Here is a 17,408-nt window from a genome sequence, read left to right as displayed (position 1 = left end):
CAGAACCCTTCGGGCAGCACCTGTTTGGCATTGATGCTGCGTTATCGCCTATTTATGGGGAATAACCACACCACATAGGCTCTGCCTTGCCTAAATACCAAACAGGCTGCTGCAAATTTAACCTTGAAAGATCAACAGACCCTAGCGTTGCTAAAATACACGCTAACATTAATGCCAACATGCCAAGCTTAAGCATACCGTGTTTTATAGCTAGGATCAGCAATGAAAAGAAGATATTAAAAATTTTCAATGAGCTTCCTCTCTCAATTGAATATTTTAAAGGGTTAGGTTATTTTTCAGTTAAAAAGAGCGCTACATTGTGGCTTTCAGGCGTGCTTAAACTCGCATTTTTAGCTGATTTGGGTATACTTGCGCGGCTAATCCCTATTTTATTCAAGTATTGAATAGGCTTGTGGGGTAAGTTAAGCCTCTGTGTAGGTAAAATTCAGAGTAGCCTAACAGTACTCTAAATTGATTTACTGATGAGTGACTGCTCATTATGTAAGTACAATAAATATGAATTAAATATCTAAAACACCCTGTTTTAGCATGTAACTTTATAGTGGAAGTCGAATGGATCAATATATTGAATTTGTCTCAAATCATCCAATTCTAAGCCTAGCTTGGGTTGCGATTGCGTTTCTTATTGTTAGTGGCGCAATAAAAAGTAAATTTTCAGCAATTCGTCAGATCAATCCTCAGCAGTTAACGTTACTTATTAACCGCGAAGACGGTCAGGTTGTTGATATGCGTGGGCAAAAAGAGTTTAAAACAGGCCATATTGCCGGTGCTGTGCATTTAAACCCAGAAAAAGCCAAAGAATCTGATTTTTCAACCCTTGAAAAGTACAAGAGCAAACCCATTATAGTGGTATGTGCTGCAGGTATGACTGCCTCAGGCGTTGCAACGGCAATGCATAAAGCAGGATTTGAACAGGTTTCTGTTTTGTCTGGCGGTATGGGTGCGTGGCAATCAGCAAGCTTGCCAACAACAACCGGTCGCTAATACGCCTTAGCTAAACCGATTAAGGATTATATTATGAGTAACGTTGTTTTATACACCAAAGGATATTGTCCTTTTTGTCATCGCGCATTAGCGTTGTTAGACAGCAAAAGTGTAAAATACACAAATATTGATATTGGCGTACAGCCAGAGCTTCGCGATGAAATGATCGCCAAAGCCGGTGGCGCAAGCACGGTTCCACAAATTTTTATTAACGATGAACACATCGGTGGCTGTGACGATATGATGGCACTAGAAGCACAAGGTAACCTTGATGCTAAGCTGAGTGCTTAATTTAATTAATTATAATAAATAACAGGTTAGGAATAACAATGAACGAACAAAATCAAAACGCAGCAGCAGAAGCTGATGCAGGCGCACAGTTTACTATTCAACGTATTTACACTAAAGATGTGTCGTTTGAAACGCCAAATTCACCCGCTATTTTTCAAAAAGAGTGGGCTCCAGAAGTAAAATTAGATTTAGATACACGCTCTAATAAGCTTGATGAAGGTGTTTACGAAGTTGTTTTAGCGTTAACTGTGACGGCATCTATCGGTGAAGAAACTGCGTTTTTATGTGAAATTCAACAAGCAGGTATTTTTACTATTGCTGATGTTGAAGAAATGCAATTAGCACATATGCTAGGTGCATTCTGCCCTAACGTGTTATTCCCGTATGCACGTGAAGCGGTATCGAACTTAGTAAACCGTGGTACGTTCCCACAGCTTAACCTTGCACCGGTTAACTTTGATGCATTATTTGCACAATACATGCAGCAACGCACAGCGCAAGCTGAGCAGGCTTCAGCAGACGCATAATTTATGAATACAGCAACATCAGCTGTTACTGTTTTAGGGGCGGGGTCTTATGGCACCGCCCTTGCTATTTGTTTAGCCCGAAATGGTCACAATGTGACTTTATGGGGGCGCAATAGCCAAGACGTTGCGACGCTTGCAGCTGAGCGAAAAAATCAACGTTACTTACCTGATATTCCTTTTCCTGACACCTTAACCCTTGAAGCCGATTTGCAGCAAGCAACAGCAGCTAGCGATATTGTACTGGTTGTTGTGCCAAGCCACGCATTTGCCGACACGCTAAAGCAAATTAAACCGGCTTTGCGGCCAAATGCAAAAATAGCCTGGGCTACTAAAGGGCTTGAGCCAGATACTGGGCGCTTATTGCAAGAAGTGGCAGTGCAAGAGCTCGGTGAAGAAGTACCATTAGCGGTGCTTTCTGGGCCAACCTTTGCAAAAGAAATGGCGATGGGTTCACCGACTGCTATTTCGGTGTCATCAACTTCATCAGCATTTGCGAAACAAATTGCCGATCTACTCCATTGCGGCCGCTCGTTTCGGGTGTACAACAATGATGACTTTATTGGCATACAGCTTGGTGGTGCGGTTAAAAACGTAATTGCTATTGGTGCAGGGATTTCTGATGGTGTTGGCTTTGGTGCAAATGCACGTACCGCGCTTATTACCCGTGGTTTAGCGGAGTTATCGCGTTTGGGTTGTGCACTGGGTGCAAAACCAGAAACCTTTATGGGTATGGCTGGTTTAGGCGATTTAATTTTAACCTGTACCGATAACCAATCGCGCAATCGCCGTTTTGGTTTAGCGTTAGGTAAAGGTGAAAGTGTTGATGATGCGATTGCATCAATTGGCCAAGTCGTTGAAGGCTTTAGAAACACCAAAGAAGTGTATTTACTCGCGCAGCGTGCGGGTGTTGAAATGCCAATCACTGAGCAAATATACAAAGTACTTTATGAAAATAAAGACATGAAAGCAGCTGCTATGGCCTTATTAGGTCGTGAACAGAAATCAGAATAAAACGAACTGCTAGGTTTTAGGTAACAGGTATTTTTGTTTACCTAAAACCTAAAACCTAAAACCTTACTGAGCGTTTGGAAAACCAAGCTGGCGCCAAGACTCATACACAAACACAGCTACCGCATTAGATAGGTTCATACTACGGCTGTCGGCTTGCATAGGAATACGTACTCGTTGCTCGTTTGGTAATGCTTGGATCATGTCATCAGGTAGGCCTCGGGTCTCAGGGCCGAATACTAAGCAGTCACCCGCTTCATATTGTGCTTGATGGTGAAACTGACTGCCTTTAGTGGTGCACGCATACACTTTTTTAGGCTGACACTTTTCTAAGTAAGCTTCAAATGAAGCATGGCGTTGCACATGGCTAAATTCATGATAATCAAGGCCAGCGCGTTTTACACGTTTGTCATCCCATTCAAACCCTAACGGTTCAATTAAATGCAGTGAATAGCCTGTATTGGCACATAAACGAATGATATTCCCGGTGTTAGGCGGAATTTCAGGTTGGTATAAAACAATATCCAGCACAATAAGCCCTATAAAATCTTTAATTTGACGGGGTCAGTATACACGAACAATGAATAAAAAATGATATACTGAAAACATTAAATACAGCTTACAACGGAAAGATACGTGCATAATCGCAGTTATGAATTTTGGGTCAAGGCCTCCAGCATAGTGACCATGATTATGGTCAGCCTAATGATTGCGACCAAAGCATGGGCGTGGCTTGCGTCGGGTTCGGCGTCAATGCTTGGCTCATTAACCGACTCATTAATGGATATAACAGCAACACTAATGAGCTTTTTGGTTTTATCGTATGCACTGCGTCCTGCGGATGACGACCACCGATTTGGCCACGGTAAAGCCGAGGCACTTGCAGGGCTTGGGCAGGCCGCTTTTATTGCAGGCTCAGGTTGTTTATTGGCGTTTCACGGTATTGAGCGTCTCATTAACCCCGTAGAGCTGACACATTCATTATTAGGTGTGTGGGTCAGTATTTTTGCTATAGCGTGTACTTTATTAATTGTATTTGTGCAAAATAAAGTAGTGAAGCATACAGAATCAATCGCCATCAAGGCTGATTCTGTTCACTATAAAGGCGATTTAATTTTAAACGCGGCGGTACTAATTGCTATTTTACTTGCTTATTATGGGGTGCTGTATGCTGATCCTCTGTTTGCCATTGGTGTAGCGGGTTACTTACTTTATAACAGCTGGGATATAGCGACTGAGAGTGCCTCGCACTTAATGGATAAAGAGCTGCCAGATGAAGAAAAGCAAAGTATTTTTGAAATAGCGCATGCCCATATTGATGTTTATGGGGTACACGGAATTCGTACTCGACAAGGCGGTAAAGTTAAGTTTATCCAACTGCATTTAGAGCTTGATGATCATTTACCGCTTATTCGTGCCCATAAAGTAGCCGACGAAGTTGAGCTGATGATCACTCAGCAATTTGAATCGGAAGTGGATATATTGATTCACCTAGATCCATTATCGCTTGGTCGTTAACCTAACCAGAATTTAGGTTAACTTAGCGACTCACAAAATTTATATAGGCTTGTTAGTAGTGGTTGGCGAATTTCATCACGCTCAAAAAATAGCTCGTGCTTAGCCCCTTTAAACTGCTTGATTAGCGTATTTTTATGCCGGCTTGCAAGCTTGTATTGGGCTTGATTATCAACCACTTCATCATTTTCTGCGCTAGCTATAAATAGTGGGGTGGTTATGGATAGTTTATCAAGCGCTTTAATAAACGAAAAAACAGTATTCAGCCAGCCATAAGTCACGCCACCTAATTGTAATAGTGGGGTTTGCTGATAAGTTGCCCTAAATTGCTCGTAACGTATTTGGCTACTGGTTAAAGTATTAAGCGCAAACTCTTCAGGTGAGTAATCGTTTTGTCCTAGTGCATAACATCCTGAGAGCCCTAATAATGAGGCACTTGCAGCGATAAACTGTGCAATTGGCTTGGGTATTCCTTTGGTATGAATATCAAACATGGGCGCCGATAAAAATGCCCCACTAAAATCATGTGAATAACGTGCTAAGTAATCAAATGCAATGGCGCCGCCCATTGAATGACTAAGCAGTAACTTTTTACCTTGCCAGTGCTGCTGCACCACTTTTTCATTAAACTGGTTAAGATCGTGACTGTAATCTTCAAATTGTTTTACGTAGCCTTTATGGGGGTTTTTTAATAACCGATAAGAGCGACCTTGGCCTTGGTGATCAACAATAAACACTGCAAAATTATTACAATAAAGCTCCCAAAGTAGCTCTTTGTATTTATCCAGTCCTTCAATACGCCCTGAACTAATAACAATGGCAGTGTGAGCATCGTTAGGCTTGGCATAAGCATAAAACAATTCCCCAGCCGCTGTGTTTAAATACGCTTTTTTTAGCGTATTAGTATAAAACTCATTTATTGCAGGCTGATTCTTTTCAAGCTCACTTTCAGTACTATAAAACATGCTCTCTCTTTTGTATTGGTAAGCTTACCTCAACGCACAACCCGCCAGCGTCTTTATTTGATAAAGCTAAATTTCCACCATGCGCGATCACCGCATTTTTTGCAATGGCTAACCCTAAACCCGTGCCACCGCTGAGGCGGTCGCGGGCATCTGATTGCCTGAAAAACGGTTCACACAACTTATCAAGTTGCGCCTTAGGTACGCCAGGGCCATCGTCACATATTTGTATGTATATGGTATCACTGTGTTTTAAGCTGATGCTAATAGTATGTTGTGCATATTTAATGGCATTGCGCAGAATGTTCTCTAAGGCACTGGCAATCAACATTTCGTCACATTCTATATTTACTTCAACATTACCGTGTACAAGTAAGGTTTTATTGTGCTGTTTCGCTTCAAACTGAGCATCGTTAATCACATGGTCAACAATCACTTGCAACGACTGTGCTTGCAGCGATAAAGGTTGGCTATTGGCTTCTAAGCGCGATACCTGTAATACATCGGCTATCATTTTATCCAGTTGATTAGCTTCTTTTTCAATACGCAATAAATACGATTGGCTTGCTTCACTTGCTTGCATTTGCGCCAGCCCCGTCGCCATTTTTAAACGAGTTAGCGGAGAGCGTAATTCATGGGATATATCCGCTAATAAGCGCTTTTGAGCGCTAAGTAGCTGCTCTAGTTGATCGGCCATGCGGTTAAAGTCGCGTCCTAAAACTCCAAGTTCATCTTTTCGCTGACTATTTATTGCCGCACGCGCACTTAAATCGCCGTTTGAGAGCTTGATTGCTGCTTGTTTTAAACTATTTATAGGGGCAATTAAGTTACGACTAAATAAAAAACTTAATGTAAGTGAGGCGATAATCGCGATGGAAATTTTTAACCATACAGGTAGTAACCTTAAACGAATAAAGAGCGGCCGCTGCTGATTTATATCGATTTCATATAACTCAAATTCCCCTTCGGGAACACGAATACGTATGGGTCCAAAAGCTTGATAGTATTCAGTAAAAATAACCTGTGGAGGCATCCCCTTGCTAAAGTTAAGTAAGCTTAAATCAATATTGTTCTCAACATCTTTACTGATCAAAACCTCATCGCTGTTTTGTGAATTTAAATAAAGTAATTTACGTTTAGTTAAACGCGGATGAGTAATAATGTCATTAATAGATCGCTTGTGTTTATGTGCGCTGCGCTCGATAGCTCGTGCTAGGTATTCTAGGTTTTTCTGCATTGGTCCTTGCAGTGGGTCATGGCTAATGGCATTTATTAGTGAAATATTACTCAAGAAAAAGAGCGCTGTAAAAGTGCCAATAATCGTCAGCCAAAACCACGTAAAGACCTTAAAAAATAAATAATGTCGTGGGTGGCGTAGCCAACTAAAACGGTGAGGTTTATTCTCCTTGGATGAAGACATACCCTGTTCCCCTCATTGTTTTAATTTTATCACCGTCTATGTGCTCGGCTATTTTTTTACGGATATTACTCACATGCATATCTATAGAGCGGTCAAAAGACGCTAACCGCCTGCCTAATACATCTTCGCTTATTTGCTCTTTGCTAATTACATTCGGGGCGTGCTTTATCAATAAGGCAAGTATCTCGTATTCGGTGCCCGTTAGTGTGAGGGAGTTGTTATTAATACTAGCTTCTCGCGTAGCAAAATTAACAGTAATACCGTTTGAAGATATTTTTTTATTGTTATTAGACACACTATTAATGTGTTCAATACGCCGAGTAATGGCTTTAACCCGGGCAAGGAGTTCACGGTGATTAAATGGTTTTGCAATATAATCATCAGCGCCGAGTTCTAGGCCAAAAATACGGTCAAAGTCTTCACCCTTAGCGGTCAGCATAATCACCGGTGTTAATTTACTTTGCCTGAGTTGTTTTAGCACTTCAAAGCCATCTATAGAGGGCAGCATAACGTCAAGTAATATAAGCGCGTAATCGTTCTGCAAGGCAAGCTCTAAGCCTTGTTGACCATCGTGTGCGGTTTGAATGCTAAACCCTTGTGCGCTTAGGTATTCGCTCAATAACTCGCATAAACCGGTGTCATCATCAATCATTAATAGTTTCATATATAAAGCCTTACGCGCTGTTTATGGTTTTATTTTACGCGCTAAATTCATCAAAAGTTAGTCTTTACATAACCTTTACACTGCTTTGCGTTACTTTGTATTGAGTTAGTTATAGTAAACATTAGCAACCAACAACCAACCTAATATTAAGGTGATGATTATGACTAAAGTAAACACGCTATCAAAATTAGTACTTATATGTGGCTTAACAGCAGCAACGCTCAGTGCGGGCAGCGCACTTGCAAAAGGTGATGGACATAAACAAGGCCACTCTCAAGCGCGCTTTTTACTTTCTGAGCGAGCAGCAGATAAGCTGGCGCTTACGCAAGAGCAACAAACACAATTAAAAGCGATTTTTACAGCGCAAAAAACACAGATTAAAGCACTAAGAAACCAAAATAAAGACGCGCGTAAGGCACAGCGCCAAGCTTATAAAGCGCAGATGGATGCGTTATTGTCAGCGCCAAACTTTGACGAAAATGCAGCGAAAGAGTTATTAACCGCACGCCAAGATAAGAAACAGCAATTGGGATTAATTAAATTGAAAACCCAGCATCAGGTAATGCAACTGCTTAACGCTGAGCAAAAAGAAAAGTTAGCTAAAATACAGCAGCGCCGCAGGTAGAAGGGCTAGGTGCGAGGGGCGAAGCTCGTCGCCCGAAGCCCCGCCTTGTATCTACAGAATATTTTGAACCACAGAGGGAGCAGAGGCGCTTCGCGCCCCACAGAGAGAAGATCATTTATTGTTACTTTCTCTGTGTGCTCTGCACCTCTGTGGTAGATAAATTACCTAAAACCTAAAACTGACGCGGGGTAAACCCGCTGCTACAGGTATAAAAAAACCTTGCAATGTTAACTGCAAGGTTTTTAAATTTCTCGAACCTCGAACCTCGAACCTCGAACCTCGAACCTCGAACCTCGAACCTCGAACCTCGAACCTCGAACCTCGAACCTCGAACCTCGAACCTCGAACCTCGAACCTCGAACCTCGAACCTCGAACCTTTAAAAGTTACTTAAAAAAGTCATCTTCATTTTTTGCCATCATTGCTTCAATGTCTTCAATCATGTCTTGATTGAACTCATCTGCAGCTGTAATCGGCGCGGAAATTTTATTATTTTCAAACGACCATTCACCTAAATCAATAAGTTGGCAACGCTTTGAACAAAAAGGGCGGTGCGGACTTTGTGCTGACCATTCTACTTGTGCTTTGCAGGTTGGGCAGTTAACCATAGTTGGCATAATTTACTCTCAAATTAATATAGGCTTGGCTGCTCAATTTATTGTTAAGCAACTAAGCACTTTATTTAAAAACTAGTGACACGGTTTATCTCAAGGAGTGAGGTCACGCCCTCTGCGGCTTTTCGAAGACCTGATAAGCGTATGTTATTAAACCCTGCTTTAAGTGATACCTCAGCAATTTCTAATGAGTTACCACCGCGCATTATAATTTGCGCTATTTCTGGGGTAACTTTCATGACTTCGTAAATACCAACACGGCCTTTATAGCCATCGGTACAGCTTTCACAGCCTTTCGGTGCGTATAAAATCATGTCCTGTATTTGTTGTTCATTAAAGCCTTGGCGAATAAGCTCTTCACGGGGTAAAGGCTCTGGTACTTTACATTTAGAGCACAATCGGCGCGCTAAGCGCTGGGCTATAATTAAACTAATTGAACTGGCTACATTATACGCGGGTACACCCATATTTAACAAACGGGTAATGGTTTCTGGCGCGGAGTTAGTGTGAAGCGTTGATAGCACCAAGTGACCGGTTTGCGCCGCTTTAATTGATATTTCAGCGGTTTCTAAATCACGTATTTCACCCACCATGACAACATCGGGATCTTGACGTAAGAACGCCCGTAAAGCATTAGCAAAGGTCATGTCGGCTTTAATATTTATTTGTACTTGGTTAACCCCTTCGAGGTTAATTTCTACTGGATCTTCGGCGGTACTAATATTTCGTTCCGGCTGATTAAGTATATTTAAACCCGTATACAAGGATACGGTTTTACCCGAGCCGGTTGGGCCGGTCACTAAAATCATCCCTTGTGGTTGTTCTAGTGCATCGAGGTAGAGTTTTTTCTGTTCGGGTTCATAACCTAATACATCAATGCCTAGCATAGCACTGGATGAATCTAGAATACGCATTACCACTTTTTCACCCCATAGGGTTGGCATGGTACTAACACGAAAATCAATACTTTTACGCTCAGTAATTTTAAGCTTGATACGGCCATCTTGTGGTTTACGTTTTTCAGCGATATCAAGGCGCGACATAACCTTTATACGCGCCGAAAGCTTGGTTGCTAAACTATTCGGTGGACTAGCTACCTCATGTAAAATACCATCAATACGAAAGCGAATACGGTATTTGTGCTCATAGGGTTCAAAGTGAAGATCGGAAGCACCTTTTTTTATTGCATCCATTAAAATTTTATTAATGTAGACAATAATAGGGGCATCGTCTTTGTCATCATCTTTAGGGGGGTTATCTCTTTGTGGCTCAGAGTCTAGTTCAGCAAACTCTTTAAATTCATCTTCACTTAAATTTAAGCTACCTGTGGCATCCAGTAGTTGCTCAATTTTATGGTCAAGCTGTAAGTAGTCAACCACCACCACTTCGCATGATAAACCGGTGCTAAACTCAAAGTTTTCAAAAGCGCCGTAATCGGTAGGATCAGAGGCGGCAATGTATACTTTTCTGCCTTTTTGTACCAAAGGTAAAATATGGTGCTTGCGGATCAGCTTTTCTTTAACCAGCTCGGCAGATATTTGTGCAACATTAAAATCTTTTAAATCAAAAAAAGGCACTCTAAACAAATCAATACATTGCTGCGCTAAATCTTGGCTGTCTATTTTGCCACATTTAGAAATAAGCTCAGCAGTTGACGCAAACTCTTGTTGTTTTGCTTTTACGGTATCGGTATCAACCCGGCCGAGGGTAATAAATTTTCTTAATAACGGTGAGTTAATATTCATTGCGCACCTGATTTAATCCTTCATTTGTCAGCAATTTATCAGAAAAAAGAAAGGAATACATTAATCGTACCAATGCAGCAGGTATTTTTACTGATAAAAAATGCGCTGTTGCATGGTTTACTATCTAGCATTTAGCTTATCCAGTTATATTGTAGACTTAGCTTGCTGTAAATAATACTTATGCAGCTCAAGTAAGTCTTGTTTTACATCGTTTAAGTTGCGGTTATTATTTAAAATATCATCCGCTTTATGTTGTTTTTGTTCACGAGACATTTGTGCGTCAATAATTTGTTTTGCTTGTTCAATGCTAATATTGTCACGTTTTGTGGTGCGGGTAATTTGTATTTCTACCGGTACGTCAATCAGCAAGGTGCGATTACAGTAGCTATCAAGCTCATTTTCAAATAACAACGGCGCAACTAACACCACGTAGTCGCTTTGCGCGTTTGTTAAATCAGTGATCAGTTTAGTGCGTATTAAAGGATGTAGCAGCGCATTCAGCCATGCTTTTTGCTCAGCGTTACTAAAAATACGCGCTCTTAGTTCGCTTCGGTTTAATGCGCCATGTTCATTGAGTATGTCAGTACCAAAATGCTTAACAATAGCATTAAGCCCTTCAGTGCCAGGCTCAACTACTTGGCGAGCAATAATATCAGCATCAACAATAGTAATGCCTAGTTCTGCCAGCATATCGCTTACGGCGGTTTTGCCACAGCCAATGCCGCCGGTTAGCCCTAGCACCCAGTTTTTAATATGATGTTGTGTATTGCTCATAGTTAGTAGCCAATAAAATTAAAATAGCTGTTTTGTAGTTGTGACCCCCACAGCATAGTGATCCAACCGGCTATTGCTAAATAAGGGCCAAAAGGAATTGGGGTTGCTTTGTCTTTACCTTGAATACTGAGTAGGGCAATACCAATTACTGCACCAACCACGCTGGAGAGCAAAATAATGGTCAATAACGATTGCCAACCCAGCAATGCGCCAAACACGGCCAGTAATTTAAAGTCGCCATAGCCCATGCCTTCTTTGCCGGTTATTAACTTAAACAGCCAAAACACACTCCATAAACTTAAGTAGCCACATGCTGCGCCTATAATGGCATCACTAGGGGCAATGGTATAACCCATAACTGAGGCTATTAACGCCAGCCATACAAGCGGCAAAGTAAGCTGATCCGGCAGGAGCATGTGGTCAATATCAATAAAAGTTAGTGCCACCAATGCCCAAGTCATTACAATATATAATAAAGCCTGCTCTGTTACGCCTAAGGAGTAAGCAACCACTAGGCTTAAAATAGCGGTAATAGCCTCAACGCTTGGGTAACGAACTGATATTGGGTTGTTACAGGTTGCGCATTTACCTTTTAATAATAGCCAGCTTATTATAGGGATATTTTGCCACGGTTTAATGGCCGCTTTGCACTTAGGGCAGCATGAGTTAGGTTTAACTAAGTTAAACGTGTCAGTCGTTTGTGTGGGGGCGTGTTTAGCCTTTGGGCTGGTTAGTTCGTCGGCTAATAATATGCGGCATTCAGTTTGCCATTCTTTTTGCATTATTAGCGGCAAGCGGTATATCACCACATTTAAAAAGCTACCGACAGATAAGCTCACTAAGCCAACCGTAGTTAAATAAAACCATAAATGGGCCTGCATCGCGCTGATAATATCAATAAAAAAACTTTGCATTTATTTTACCTAAAACTAAATTCTGCGTTGATAATACAGTGGTTTTACATAAGTGCAAAATTAGGGTTTAGGATGTTAGGTTCTAGGTTCTAGGTTCTAGGTTCTAGGTTCTAGGTTCTAGGTTCTAGGTTCAAGAGGTTAGGTTTTAGGCTCGTAACCCGAAGCTCGTTGCTCGTGAACCTAAAACCGAAATAAAACCTTAAAAAGACGCGGGATTAAATAACAGAACCTAGTTGGAATATAGGTAAGTACATGGCCACAATTAAGCCACCGACTAGTACGCCGAGTACCGCCATTATTAATGGCTCTAATAGGCTAGATAAGCCATCTACGGCGTCATCCACTTCTTGCTCATAAATTGTGGCAACTTTGGCGAGCATGCCATCAAGCGATCCTGACTCTTCACCAATGGCGACCATTTGTACCACCATATCAGGGAATATTTTAGAGTTGCGCATTGCCCAGTTCATTTGGTTACCTGAACTCACCTCGGCTTTAATTTCTAAAATAGCATAACGGTAAACCGCATTACCGGAGGCACCTGCTGCAGAATCAAGCGCATCTACTAGTGGTACACCGGCTGCAAAGGTGGTCGATAGGGTACGTGCATAACGTGCTACCGCTGCTTTATTAAGTATCATGCCTATAATGGGCAGTTTAAGTATGGCGCGGTCGGTGGCATCCCTGAGCGGCAAACTCCTTAAATGGGCTTCTTTAAATATATAACCAAAAGCAACAACAGTTATTAGCGCCATCCACCAGTACTCTTGCATAAATTCAGAAATGGCGATTACAAATAAGGTAAAGGCGGGCAGCTCTGCGCCAAAGCCATTAAAAATATCTTGAAATTGCGGTACCACAAATATCAATAATATGGAGGTTACAATCAGCGCCACCACCAATACAGCAATCGGGTAAAACATGGCTTTTTTAATTTTTGATTTTAGTGCTTCTGATTTTTCTTTATAAAGCGCAACGCGGTCAAATATTTTATCCAGTGCGCCAGATTGCTCACCAGAGGCAACTAAGTCGCAATATAAATCATCAAAATAGCGGGGATGCTTTCTCAGCGCTGTTGATAATGGCTGGCCAGCTCTTACTTCATCGCCAATGGTTTCCATTAGCTTACTCACGCTTTTATTGGTAGAGCCCGAACCGATCATTTCTATAGATTGTATCAGCGGCACACCCGCCATTAGCATGGTAGCAATTTGCCGAGTGACCAAGGCGATATCTTTAGGAGTGATCTTTTGTACACTTTGTATGCCAAATAGTGGCTTTGCTTTACGTTTTACTTTTGAAGGGGTAATGCCTTGTTTACGCAACTGGGCTTTAACTAAGGCAATGCTGGTACCTGATAATTCACCTTCAAGCTTCTTACCACGAGCACTCACACCAACCCACTGAAAAGTGTTTAGGCTTTTATCTTGTTGCTTTTTTTCCATCACTAATCCAGTGGTTGAGATTTTAAAAAGAGGGCATAAGCCCTCTTTTTTGAACTAAACGCCAGGGCAAGTAGATGGCGCTAGCTTTGCTTCTACAGATGCGGCACAACTCCAAACACCATCAGCAGTTCTACTTAAAGTAACAGTTCCAGATTGGACTGCACCAGAACCTTTCATGGTACATTGGATAGCTGTTGCTTGCGCACCAGCTGTGGCGCCTGTAAGTGCAGGGGCATTAACTGTAAATGCACTACAGCGTTCAGTACTGGCAGCAAGGCCTAAATTGTCAACAGTGTAGAAAGTAGCTGGTCGATTTTCAGAATATGCCACATCGTAGGCAGTTCTTGCGCCAGATATTTCTGCAATTGAGCCAGATACTTGTGCTTTTTGAGTGTACTCCTGATAAGCAGGCAATGCCACTGCTGCTAAAATACCGATGATTGCTACTACAATCATTAATTCAATTAGGGTGAAACCCTTTTGGTTCTGTTGTGTCATTGTTTGCATGTTTCCTCTCCTAAAGGATAATGTTGTGGTAAGCCAAACGGGTATAAGTTTTTAAACTGTAACTTATGTGTTTACTTAACCTGTTACTACAAAAATAAAATCATTTTGCCAAATTTAGTGCTGCGCTTGGGCGGAAAAATATTTGCCACAAAGACACGCACTGTATGACGGTTATTCGTTACTCGTCCCTTATTTGAGTATAAGCCTAACTATTAAAAGTTAGTTATAATCCCCGAAAGTTACAAGTTAATAATGAAATAAACATTGTCATTTATCTCAAGTTTGTACGCTTTTGTATTTTCTCATTCTTTTAAACTAATTTAATGCTAAAAACTAGTTACTCGGTATGAGTCTAACACTGTTTATTGCGCTTTTGTATGTAAAGCTTTATAAAAAACGCATTAATTTAATAACTTGTTATAAATAATCCTTTTGAATTATTTAATGCCCTTTTTTAAAGGCTGTCAATCAATTAGCGCGGGAATATATAAATAAATTTTACATTATTTACTCAAATCGCATCGATAAATCGATTGATTGTAAATTTTTTGTAAGCGCGCCGCTTGAAATAAAGTCAACCCCAGCTTGCGAGTATGCTTTTAGCGTTTCTAAGGTCATATTGCCTGATACTTCTAATTTAGCGCGCTTATTTGTAATGCTAACCGCTTGGCGTATTTGCTCTGGGTTAAAATTATCTAACATTATAATATCGGCGCCTGCGTTAATGGCTTGCTCTAACTCAGCAAAGGATTCAACTTCAACCTCTATAGGTTTATCGGCATGATTTAGCTTAGCTTGAGCTACTGCGTTATTAATTCCTCCGCAGGCTGCTATATGGTTTTCTTTAATTAAAAACGCATCAAACAAACCAATTCGGTGGTTTGCACCGCCACCACACTTAACTGCGTATTTTTGCAATGCTCTTAGCCCTGGAATGGTTTTACGGGTATCGAGTAGTTGTGTATTAGTACCGCTTAGCTCTTTTACATAGTGCGCTGTGGTGGTGGCTGTACCAGAAAGCGTTTGAACAAAATTAAGTGCAGTACGCTCTGCAGTTAAAATAGCGCGAGCAGAACCGGATGCACTAAACAGGGTGCTATTGGCACTAACAAAGTCGCCATCGTTCACGCATATGTTTACAACCACACTTGGGTCGACTTGTTTGAACACCTCAATAATAAGGTCTTTGCCACAAAAAATGCAGTCTTCACGAGTGATCACTTTCGCATTGGCTTGCTCTGCTTGCGGAATAAGCTGTGCGGTAATATCGCCTTGCTCTGCGCTTTGATAATTTAGGTCTTCATCTAGCGCTAAGGTAACAAGTTGGCTAATTAGGGTATGCGAAATAGACATGAAAAAGCTCATAGTAGATAATTAATTAACTAAATTTTACTCTGTTTAATTACTAAATAGAAGCCGCTAACAACTAAACTAAAAAGCCAGCGCTCAAATAACGCGTTAATAATATTTTATCGTTTAGTATTACGCTATCTTTATGGGATTAAATCTATTAGCATCTTGATATACATCAATTTTGGTTGATTAACCTGAGCGCTGTGAACTACGGGAAACGGGCTATGGGCAGCGGGCTACATAAGTTTTAAATAAATAGTATGAAAATAGATTCTTTAGGCGTTATAAATAATATTAGCCAGCGGGCGTGTAGCCACTTTGACGAGCGACCTGCTCACTGCGATATTTCGCTGTTGGTTATTCATAATATTTCATTACCCGCAGGGCAATTTAACACTCCGTACGTTGATGACTTATTTATGGGGAATATTGATTGCAATGCGCACCCTAGCTTTAGTGATTTAGCAGGGCTTAGAGTGTCAGCGCATTGTTTTATTAAGCGCTGCGGCGAAATTATACAGTATGTACCTTTTGAAAAGCGTGCATGGCATGCGGGGCGCTCCTGCTTTGCTGGGCAACAAAATTGTAATGATTTTAGTATAGGTATAGAGCTTGAAGGCACAGATACAACTAACTATACCGATGCGCAATATCAAAGTTTAGCCGCATTGGCGCAGGCTATTATGCAGCGCTACCCAAAAATAACAGCCAGTAATGTAGCAGGGCACTGCGATATTGCCCCTGGGCGAAAAACCGACCCTGGAGCAAGTTTTAACTGGCGTAAGTTTTTTAACCTAATTAAATAACTAGGGTCTGTTGACCTTTCAAGGTTAAATTTGCAGCAGTCTGTTTGGTATTTAGGCAAGGCAGCGCCTATGTGGTGTGGTTATTCCCCATAAATAGGCGATAACGTAGCATCAATGCCAAACAGGCGCTGCCCTTCGGGTTCTGCCTAGGGACGATTTACTCTTTGTTGCTCGGTTTTGACTTAGCCCAATAGGTTACAAACCTCGCGCCGCGATTAAATCGCCCCTAGTTTGAACAAATTATAATCCGCAAAGGTCAACAGACCCTAAATTAAGCGAGTAACAACATGATTTTGGTTTCAATAATAATAGCACTGATACTTGAGCGTTTAGGTGCTCGCTCTGCGCATTGGCAAATAAGTCATTATGCCAATGGCTACTTAAATCGCAGTGTTAATTTATTAACGAATAAAGGTTTATTTGGCGCGGCTACCGGGTTTTTGATTTGGTTATTACTGCCAGTGATTGCTGTTGGGTGTGTGTATTTTTTATCTGACTTTGCATTGTGGCAGCTTGTTTTTAATGTAGCGGTGTTATTAGTGTGCTTTGGCTGTGCTAAACAGCGTGCTTTGTATAAGTCGTATTTAAATGCACTGACTCGCGGTGATCAAACCGCAGCTACTTTATATGCTTTGCAATTGGGACAAAAGCGCACAGAAGATCAGCAGGGCGGAGAAACCGTTGGGCAAACATTAGCTTGGGTTAATTTCCGGTTTTATTGCGCGGTTATATTTTGGTTTGTGGTATTGGGGGTTGCTGGTGCTGTTTTTTATGCATTAGTACGTACCTTTGCAGACTTAGTCAGTGATAACCGCGATGAAGTGATTGCCAAACACTTTAAGCTCATTCACCGTTTGTTGTTTTGGTTAGACTGGCTACCAGCGCGTATTACTAGTTTTGGTTATTTAGTGATTGGCAACTTTAACAAAGGCACGAGTTGTTGGCTGCGCTACGTGTTTGATTTTTCAAGCCCTAACCGTAAGGTGGTTACTTATACTGCATTGGCCGCCGAGCAAGTTGAAGAGCGCTACTACGGCTGCACCTTTGAAGCTACCTGTATGATCAAACTGGTTAAGCGCAATGTACTTTTTTACTTAGTGTTAATTGCCTTAATGACTTTATTTGGCGGTTTAAGTTAAAGACTAGGGGTTAGGTAATAGGTGTTAGGTAGAAATTAAGCCAAGCATCGTGTTTAGCTTGGTGCTGGCGGGCTGCGAGCAGCGGGGAACGGGGG

General features: G+C 41.3%; 20 protein-coding genes. 8 read left to right on the top strand and 12 right to left on the bottom strand.

Features of this window, described 5'->3' with window-relative positions; translation table 11 throughout:
- Positions 1-52: 52 nt before the first annotated feature.
- Positions 53-250 carry a hypothetical protein gene (locus tag BW139_RS18350; RefSeq protein ID WP_139336331.1) on the bottom strand — a complete coding sequence of 66 codons (198 nt, stop codon included), beginning with the start codon at positions 248-250 and terminating at the stop codon, positions 53-55.
- Positions 251-573: 323 nt separating this feature from the next.
- Here BW139_RS18350 and BW139_RS08575 point away from each other — a divergent pair, with 323 nt between their 5' ends.
- The 4 genes from BW139_RS08575 to gpsA are packed head-to-tail and all read left to right on the top strand — an operon-like array spanning position 574 to position 2,834.
- Positions 574-1,005 carry a rhodanese-like domain-containing protein gene (locus tag BW139_RS08575; RefSeq protein ID WP_008114901.1) on the top strand — a complete coding sequence of 144 codons (432 nt, stop codon included), beginning with the start codon at positions 574-576 and terminating at the stop codon, positions 1,003-1,005.
- Between the two features lie 33 nt (positions 1,006-1,038).
- Complete coding sequence (grxC, locus tag BW139_RS08570) at positions 1,039-1,296, top strand: glutaredoxin 3 (RefSeq protein WP_008114903.1); 258 nt, start codon at positions 1,039-1,041, stop codon at positions 1,294-1,296.
- 38 nt (positions 1,297-1,334) lie between these two features.
- Positions 1,335-1,823: a protein-export chaperone SecB gene (secB, locus tag BW139_RS08565; RefSeq protein WP_008114905.1), complete on the top strand. Its 489-nt coding sequence runs from the start codon at positions 1,335-1,337 to the stop codon at positions 1,821-1,823.
- Between the two features lie 3 nt (positions 1,824-1,826).
- A complete protein-coding gene (gene gpsA, locus BW139_RS08560; RefSeq protein WP_008114906.1) occupies positions 1,827-2,834 on the top strand; it encodes an NAD(P)H-dependent glycerol-3-phosphate dehydrogenase in 1,008 nt (335 codons plus the stop codon).
- Between the two features lie 63 nt (positions 2,835-2,897).
- On the opposite strand, the gene trmL is transcribed toward gpsA, so the two are convergent.
- Positions 2,898-3,362 (bottom strand): tRNA (uridine(34)/cytosine(34)/5-carboxymethylaminomethyluridine(34)-2'-O)-methyltransferase TrmL, encoded by a 465-nt coding sequence (gene trmL / locus BW139_RS08555; protein ID WP_008466410.1) that lies wholly within the window; start codon positions 3,360-3,362, stop codon positions 2,898-2,900.
- A 156-nt stretch (positions 3,363-3,518) separates the two neighbouring features.
- Here trmL and BW139_RS08550 point away from each other — a divergent pair, with 156 nt between their 5' ends.
- Positions 3,519-4,349, top strand: coding sequence for a cation diffusion facilitator family transporter (locus BW139_RS08550; protein WP_076919376.1), 831 nt, complete (start codon positions 3,519-3,521; stop codon positions 4,347-4,349).
- Positions 4,350-4,366: 17 nt separating this feature from the next.
- Here BW139_RS08550 and BW139_RS08545 read toward each other — a convergent pair whose 3' ends face one another.
- Genes BW139_RS08545 through BW139_RS08535 form a run of 3 tightly spaced genes read right to left on the bottom strand, consistent with a single transcriptional unit; the run spans position 4,367 to position 7,392 of the window.
- Positions 4,367-5,311 (bottom strand): alpha/beta fold hydrolase, encoded by a 945-nt coding sequence (locus BW139_RS08545; RefSeq protein WP_076919375.1) that lies wholly within the window; start codon positions 5,309-5,311, stop codon positions 4,367-4,369.
- Positions 5,301-6,728 carry an ATP-binding protein gene (locus tag BW139_RS08540; protein WP_076919374.1) on the bottom strand — a complete coding sequence of 476 codons (1,428 nt, stop codon included), beginning with the start codon at positions 6,726-6,728 and terminating at the stop codon, positions 5,301-5,303. The genes BW139_RS08545 and BW139_RS08540 overlap by 11 nt, the downstream gene beginning before the upstream one ends.
- On the bottom strand, positions 6,706-7,392 hold the full coding sequence (locus BW139_RS08535; RefSeq protein WP_076919373.1) for a response regulator: 687 nt from the start codon (positions 7,390-7,392) through the stop codon (positions 6,706-6,708). Before BW139_RS08535 ends, BW139_RS08540 begins: the two co-directional genes overlap by 23 nt.
- A gap of 160 nt (positions 7,393-7,552) precedes the next feature.
- On the opposite strand from BW139_RS08535, the gene BW139_RS08530 reads away from it, so the two are divergent.
- Positions 7,553-8,017: a periplasmic heavy metal sensor gene (locus BW139_RS08530; RefSeq protein WP_076919372.1), complete on the top strand. Its 465-nt coding sequence runs from the start codon at positions 7,553-7,555 to the stop codon at positions 8,015-8,017.
- A 385-nt stretch (positions 8,018-8,402) separates the two neighbouring features.
- Here the strand turns inward: BW139_RS08530 and yacG are convergent, their stop codons facing one another.
- The 7 genes from yacG to nadC form a co-directional block, all read right to left on the bottom strand.
- On the bottom strand, positions 8,403-8,633 hold the full coding sequence (gene yacG, locus BW139_RS08525; RefSeq protein ID WP_076919371.1) for a DNA gyrase inhibitor YacG: 231 nt from the start codon (positions 8,631-8,633) through the stop codon (positions 8,403-8,405).
- A gap of 65 nt (positions 8,634-8,698) precedes the next feature.
- A complete protein-coding gene (pilB, locus tag BW139_RS08520; RefSeq protein WP_076919370.1) occupies positions 8,699-10,375 on the bottom strand; it encodes a type IV-A pilus assembly ATPase PilB in 1,677 nt (558 codons plus the stop codon).
- A 144-nt stretch (positions 10,376-10,519) separates the two neighbouring features.
- Positions 10,520-11,149: a dephospho-CoA kinase gene (gene coaE, locus BW139_RS08515; protein ID WP_076919369.1), complete on the bottom strand. Its 630-nt coding sequence runs from the start codon at positions 11,147-11,149 to the stop codon at positions 10,520-10,522.
- 2 nt (positions 11,150-11,151) lie between these two features.
- Positions 11,152-12,063, bottom strand: a complete 912-nt coding sequence (locus BW139_RS08510; RefSeq protein WP_076919368.1) for an A24 family peptidase — start codon at positions 12,061-12,063, stop codon at positions 11,152-11,154.
- A gap of 215 nt (positions 12,064-12,278) precedes the next feature.
- Positions 12,279-13,508 carry a type II secretion system F family protein gene (locus tag BW139_RS08505; protein ID WP_076919367.1) on the bottom strand — a complete coding sequence of 410 codons (1,230 nt, stop codon included), beginning with the start codon at positions 13,506-13,508 and terminating at the stop codon, positions 12,279-12,281.
- Positions 13,509-13,562: 54 nt separating this feature from the next.
- Positions 13,563-14,015 (bottom strand): pilin, encoded by a 453-nt coding sequence (locus BW139_RS18650; protein WP_083708655.1) that lies wholly within the window; start codon positions 14,013-14,015, stop codon positions 13,563-13,565.
- A 507-nt stretch (positions 14,016-14,522) separates the two neighbouring features.
- Positions 14,523-15,368 carry a carboxylating nicotinate-nucleotide diphosphorylase gene (gene nadC / locus BW139_RS08495; protein ID WP_076919366.1) on the bottom strand — a complete coding sequence of 282 codons (846 nt, stop codon included), beginning with the start codon at positions 15,366-15,368 and terminating at the stop codon, positions 14,523-14,525.
- A gap of 260 nt (positions 15,369-15,628) precedes the next feature.
- Here nadC and ampD point away from each other — a divergent pair, with 260 nt between their 5' ends.
- Both ampD and ampE read left to right on the top strand, forming a co-directional pair.
- The gene (gene ampD / locus BW139_RS08490; protein ID WP_076919365.1) at positions 15,629-16,174 is read left to right on the top strand and encodes a 1,6-anhydro-N-acetylmuramyl-L-alanine amidase AmpD; all 546 of its coding nucleotides are present in this window, start codon (positions 15,629-15,631) and stop codon (positions 16,172-16,174) included.
- A gap of 287 nt (positions 16,175-16,461) precedes the next feature.
- The gene (gene ampE / locus BW139_RS08485) at positions 16,462-17,313 is read left to right on the top strand and encodes a beta-lactamase regulator AmpE (protein WP_076919364.1); all 852 of its coding nucleotides are present in this window, start codon (positions 16,462-16,464) and stop codon (positions 17,311-17,313) included.
- Positions 17,314-17,408 lie beyond the last annotated feature (95 nt).

It is taken from the genome of Pseudoalteromonas sp. SK18 (assembly GCF_001974855.1).
Classification (GTDB): domain Bacteria; phylum Pseudomonadota; class Gammaproteobacteria; order Enterobacterales; family Alteromonadaceae; genus Pseudoalteromonas.
The sequence above is the reverse complement of the archived record's forward strand: the minus strand, read 5'-3'. Positions and strand labels throughout refer to the sequence as shown.

Bases quoted from the DNA above. Each gene is read 5' to 3' on its own strand.
- BW139_RS08510 (WP_076919368.1), bottom strand. From the start codon at position 12,063: ATGCAAAGTTTTTTTATTGATATTATCAGCGCGATGCAGGCCCATTTA.
- BW139_RS08505 (WP_076919367.1), bottom strand. From the start codon at position 13,508: ATGGAAAAAAAGCAACAAGATAAAAGCCTAAACACTTTTCAGTGGGTT.
- BW139_RS08535 (WP_076919373.1), bottom strand. From the start codon at position 7,392: ATGAAACTATTAATGATTGATGATGACACCGGTTTATGCGAGTTATTG.
- gpsA (WP_008114906.1), top strand. From the start codon at position 1,827: ATGAATACAGCAACATCAGCTGTTACTGTTTTAGGGGCGGGGTCTTAT.
- secB (WP_008114905.1), top strand. From the start codon at position 1,335: ATGAACGAACAAAATCAAAACGCAGCAGCAGAAGCTGATGCAGGCGCA.
- BW139_RS08540 (WP_076919374.1), bottom strand. From the start codon at position 6,728: ATGTCTTCATCCAAGGAGAATAAACCTCACCGTTTTAGTTGGCTACGC.
- ampD (WP_076919365.1), top strand. From the start codon at position 15,629: ATGAAAATAGATTCTTTAGGCGTTATAAATAATATTAGCCAGCGGGCG.
- grxC (WP_008114903.1), top strand. From the start codon at position 1,039: ATGAGTAACGTTGTTTTATACACCAAAGGATATTGTCCTTTTTGTCAT.
- BW139_RS08530 (WP_076919372.1), top strand. From the start codon at position 7,553: ATGACTAAAGTAAACACGCTATCAAAATTAGTACTTATATGTGGCTTA.
- yacG (WP_076919371.1), bottom strand. From the start codon at position 8,633: ATGCCAACTATGGTTAACTGCCCAACCTGCAAAGCACAAGTAGAATGG.
- ampE (WP_076919364.1), top strand. From the start codon at position 16,462: ATGATTTTGGTTTCAATAATAATAGCACTGATACTTGAGCGTTTAGGT.
- BW139_RS08575 (WP_008114901.1), top strand. From the start codon at position 574: ATGGATCAATATATTGAATTTGTCTCAAATCATCCAATTCTAAGCCTA.
- pilB (WP_076919370.1), bottom strand. From the start codon at position 10,375: ATGAATATTAACTCACCGTTATTAAGAAAATTTATTACCCTCGGCCGG.
- BW139_RS08550 (WP_076919376.1), top strand. From the start codon at position 3,519: ATGATTATGGTCAGCCTAATGATTGCGACCAAAGCATGGGCGTGGCTT.
- nadC (WP_076919366.1), bottom strand. From the start codon at position 15,368: ATGTCTATTTCGCATACCCTAATTAGCCAACTTGTTACCTTAGCGCTA.
- BW139_RS18650 (WP_083708655.1), bottom strand. From the start codon at position 14,015: ATGCAAACAATGACACAACAGAACCAAAAGGGTTTCACCCTAATTGAA.
- coaE (WP_076919369.1), bottom strand. From the start codon at position 11,149: ATGAGCAATACACAACATCATATTAAAAACTGGGTGCTAGGGCTAACC.
- BW139_RS08545 (WP_076919375.1), bottom strand. From the start codon at position 5,311: ATGTTTTATAGTACTGAAAGTGAGCTTGAAAAGAATCAGCCTGCAATA.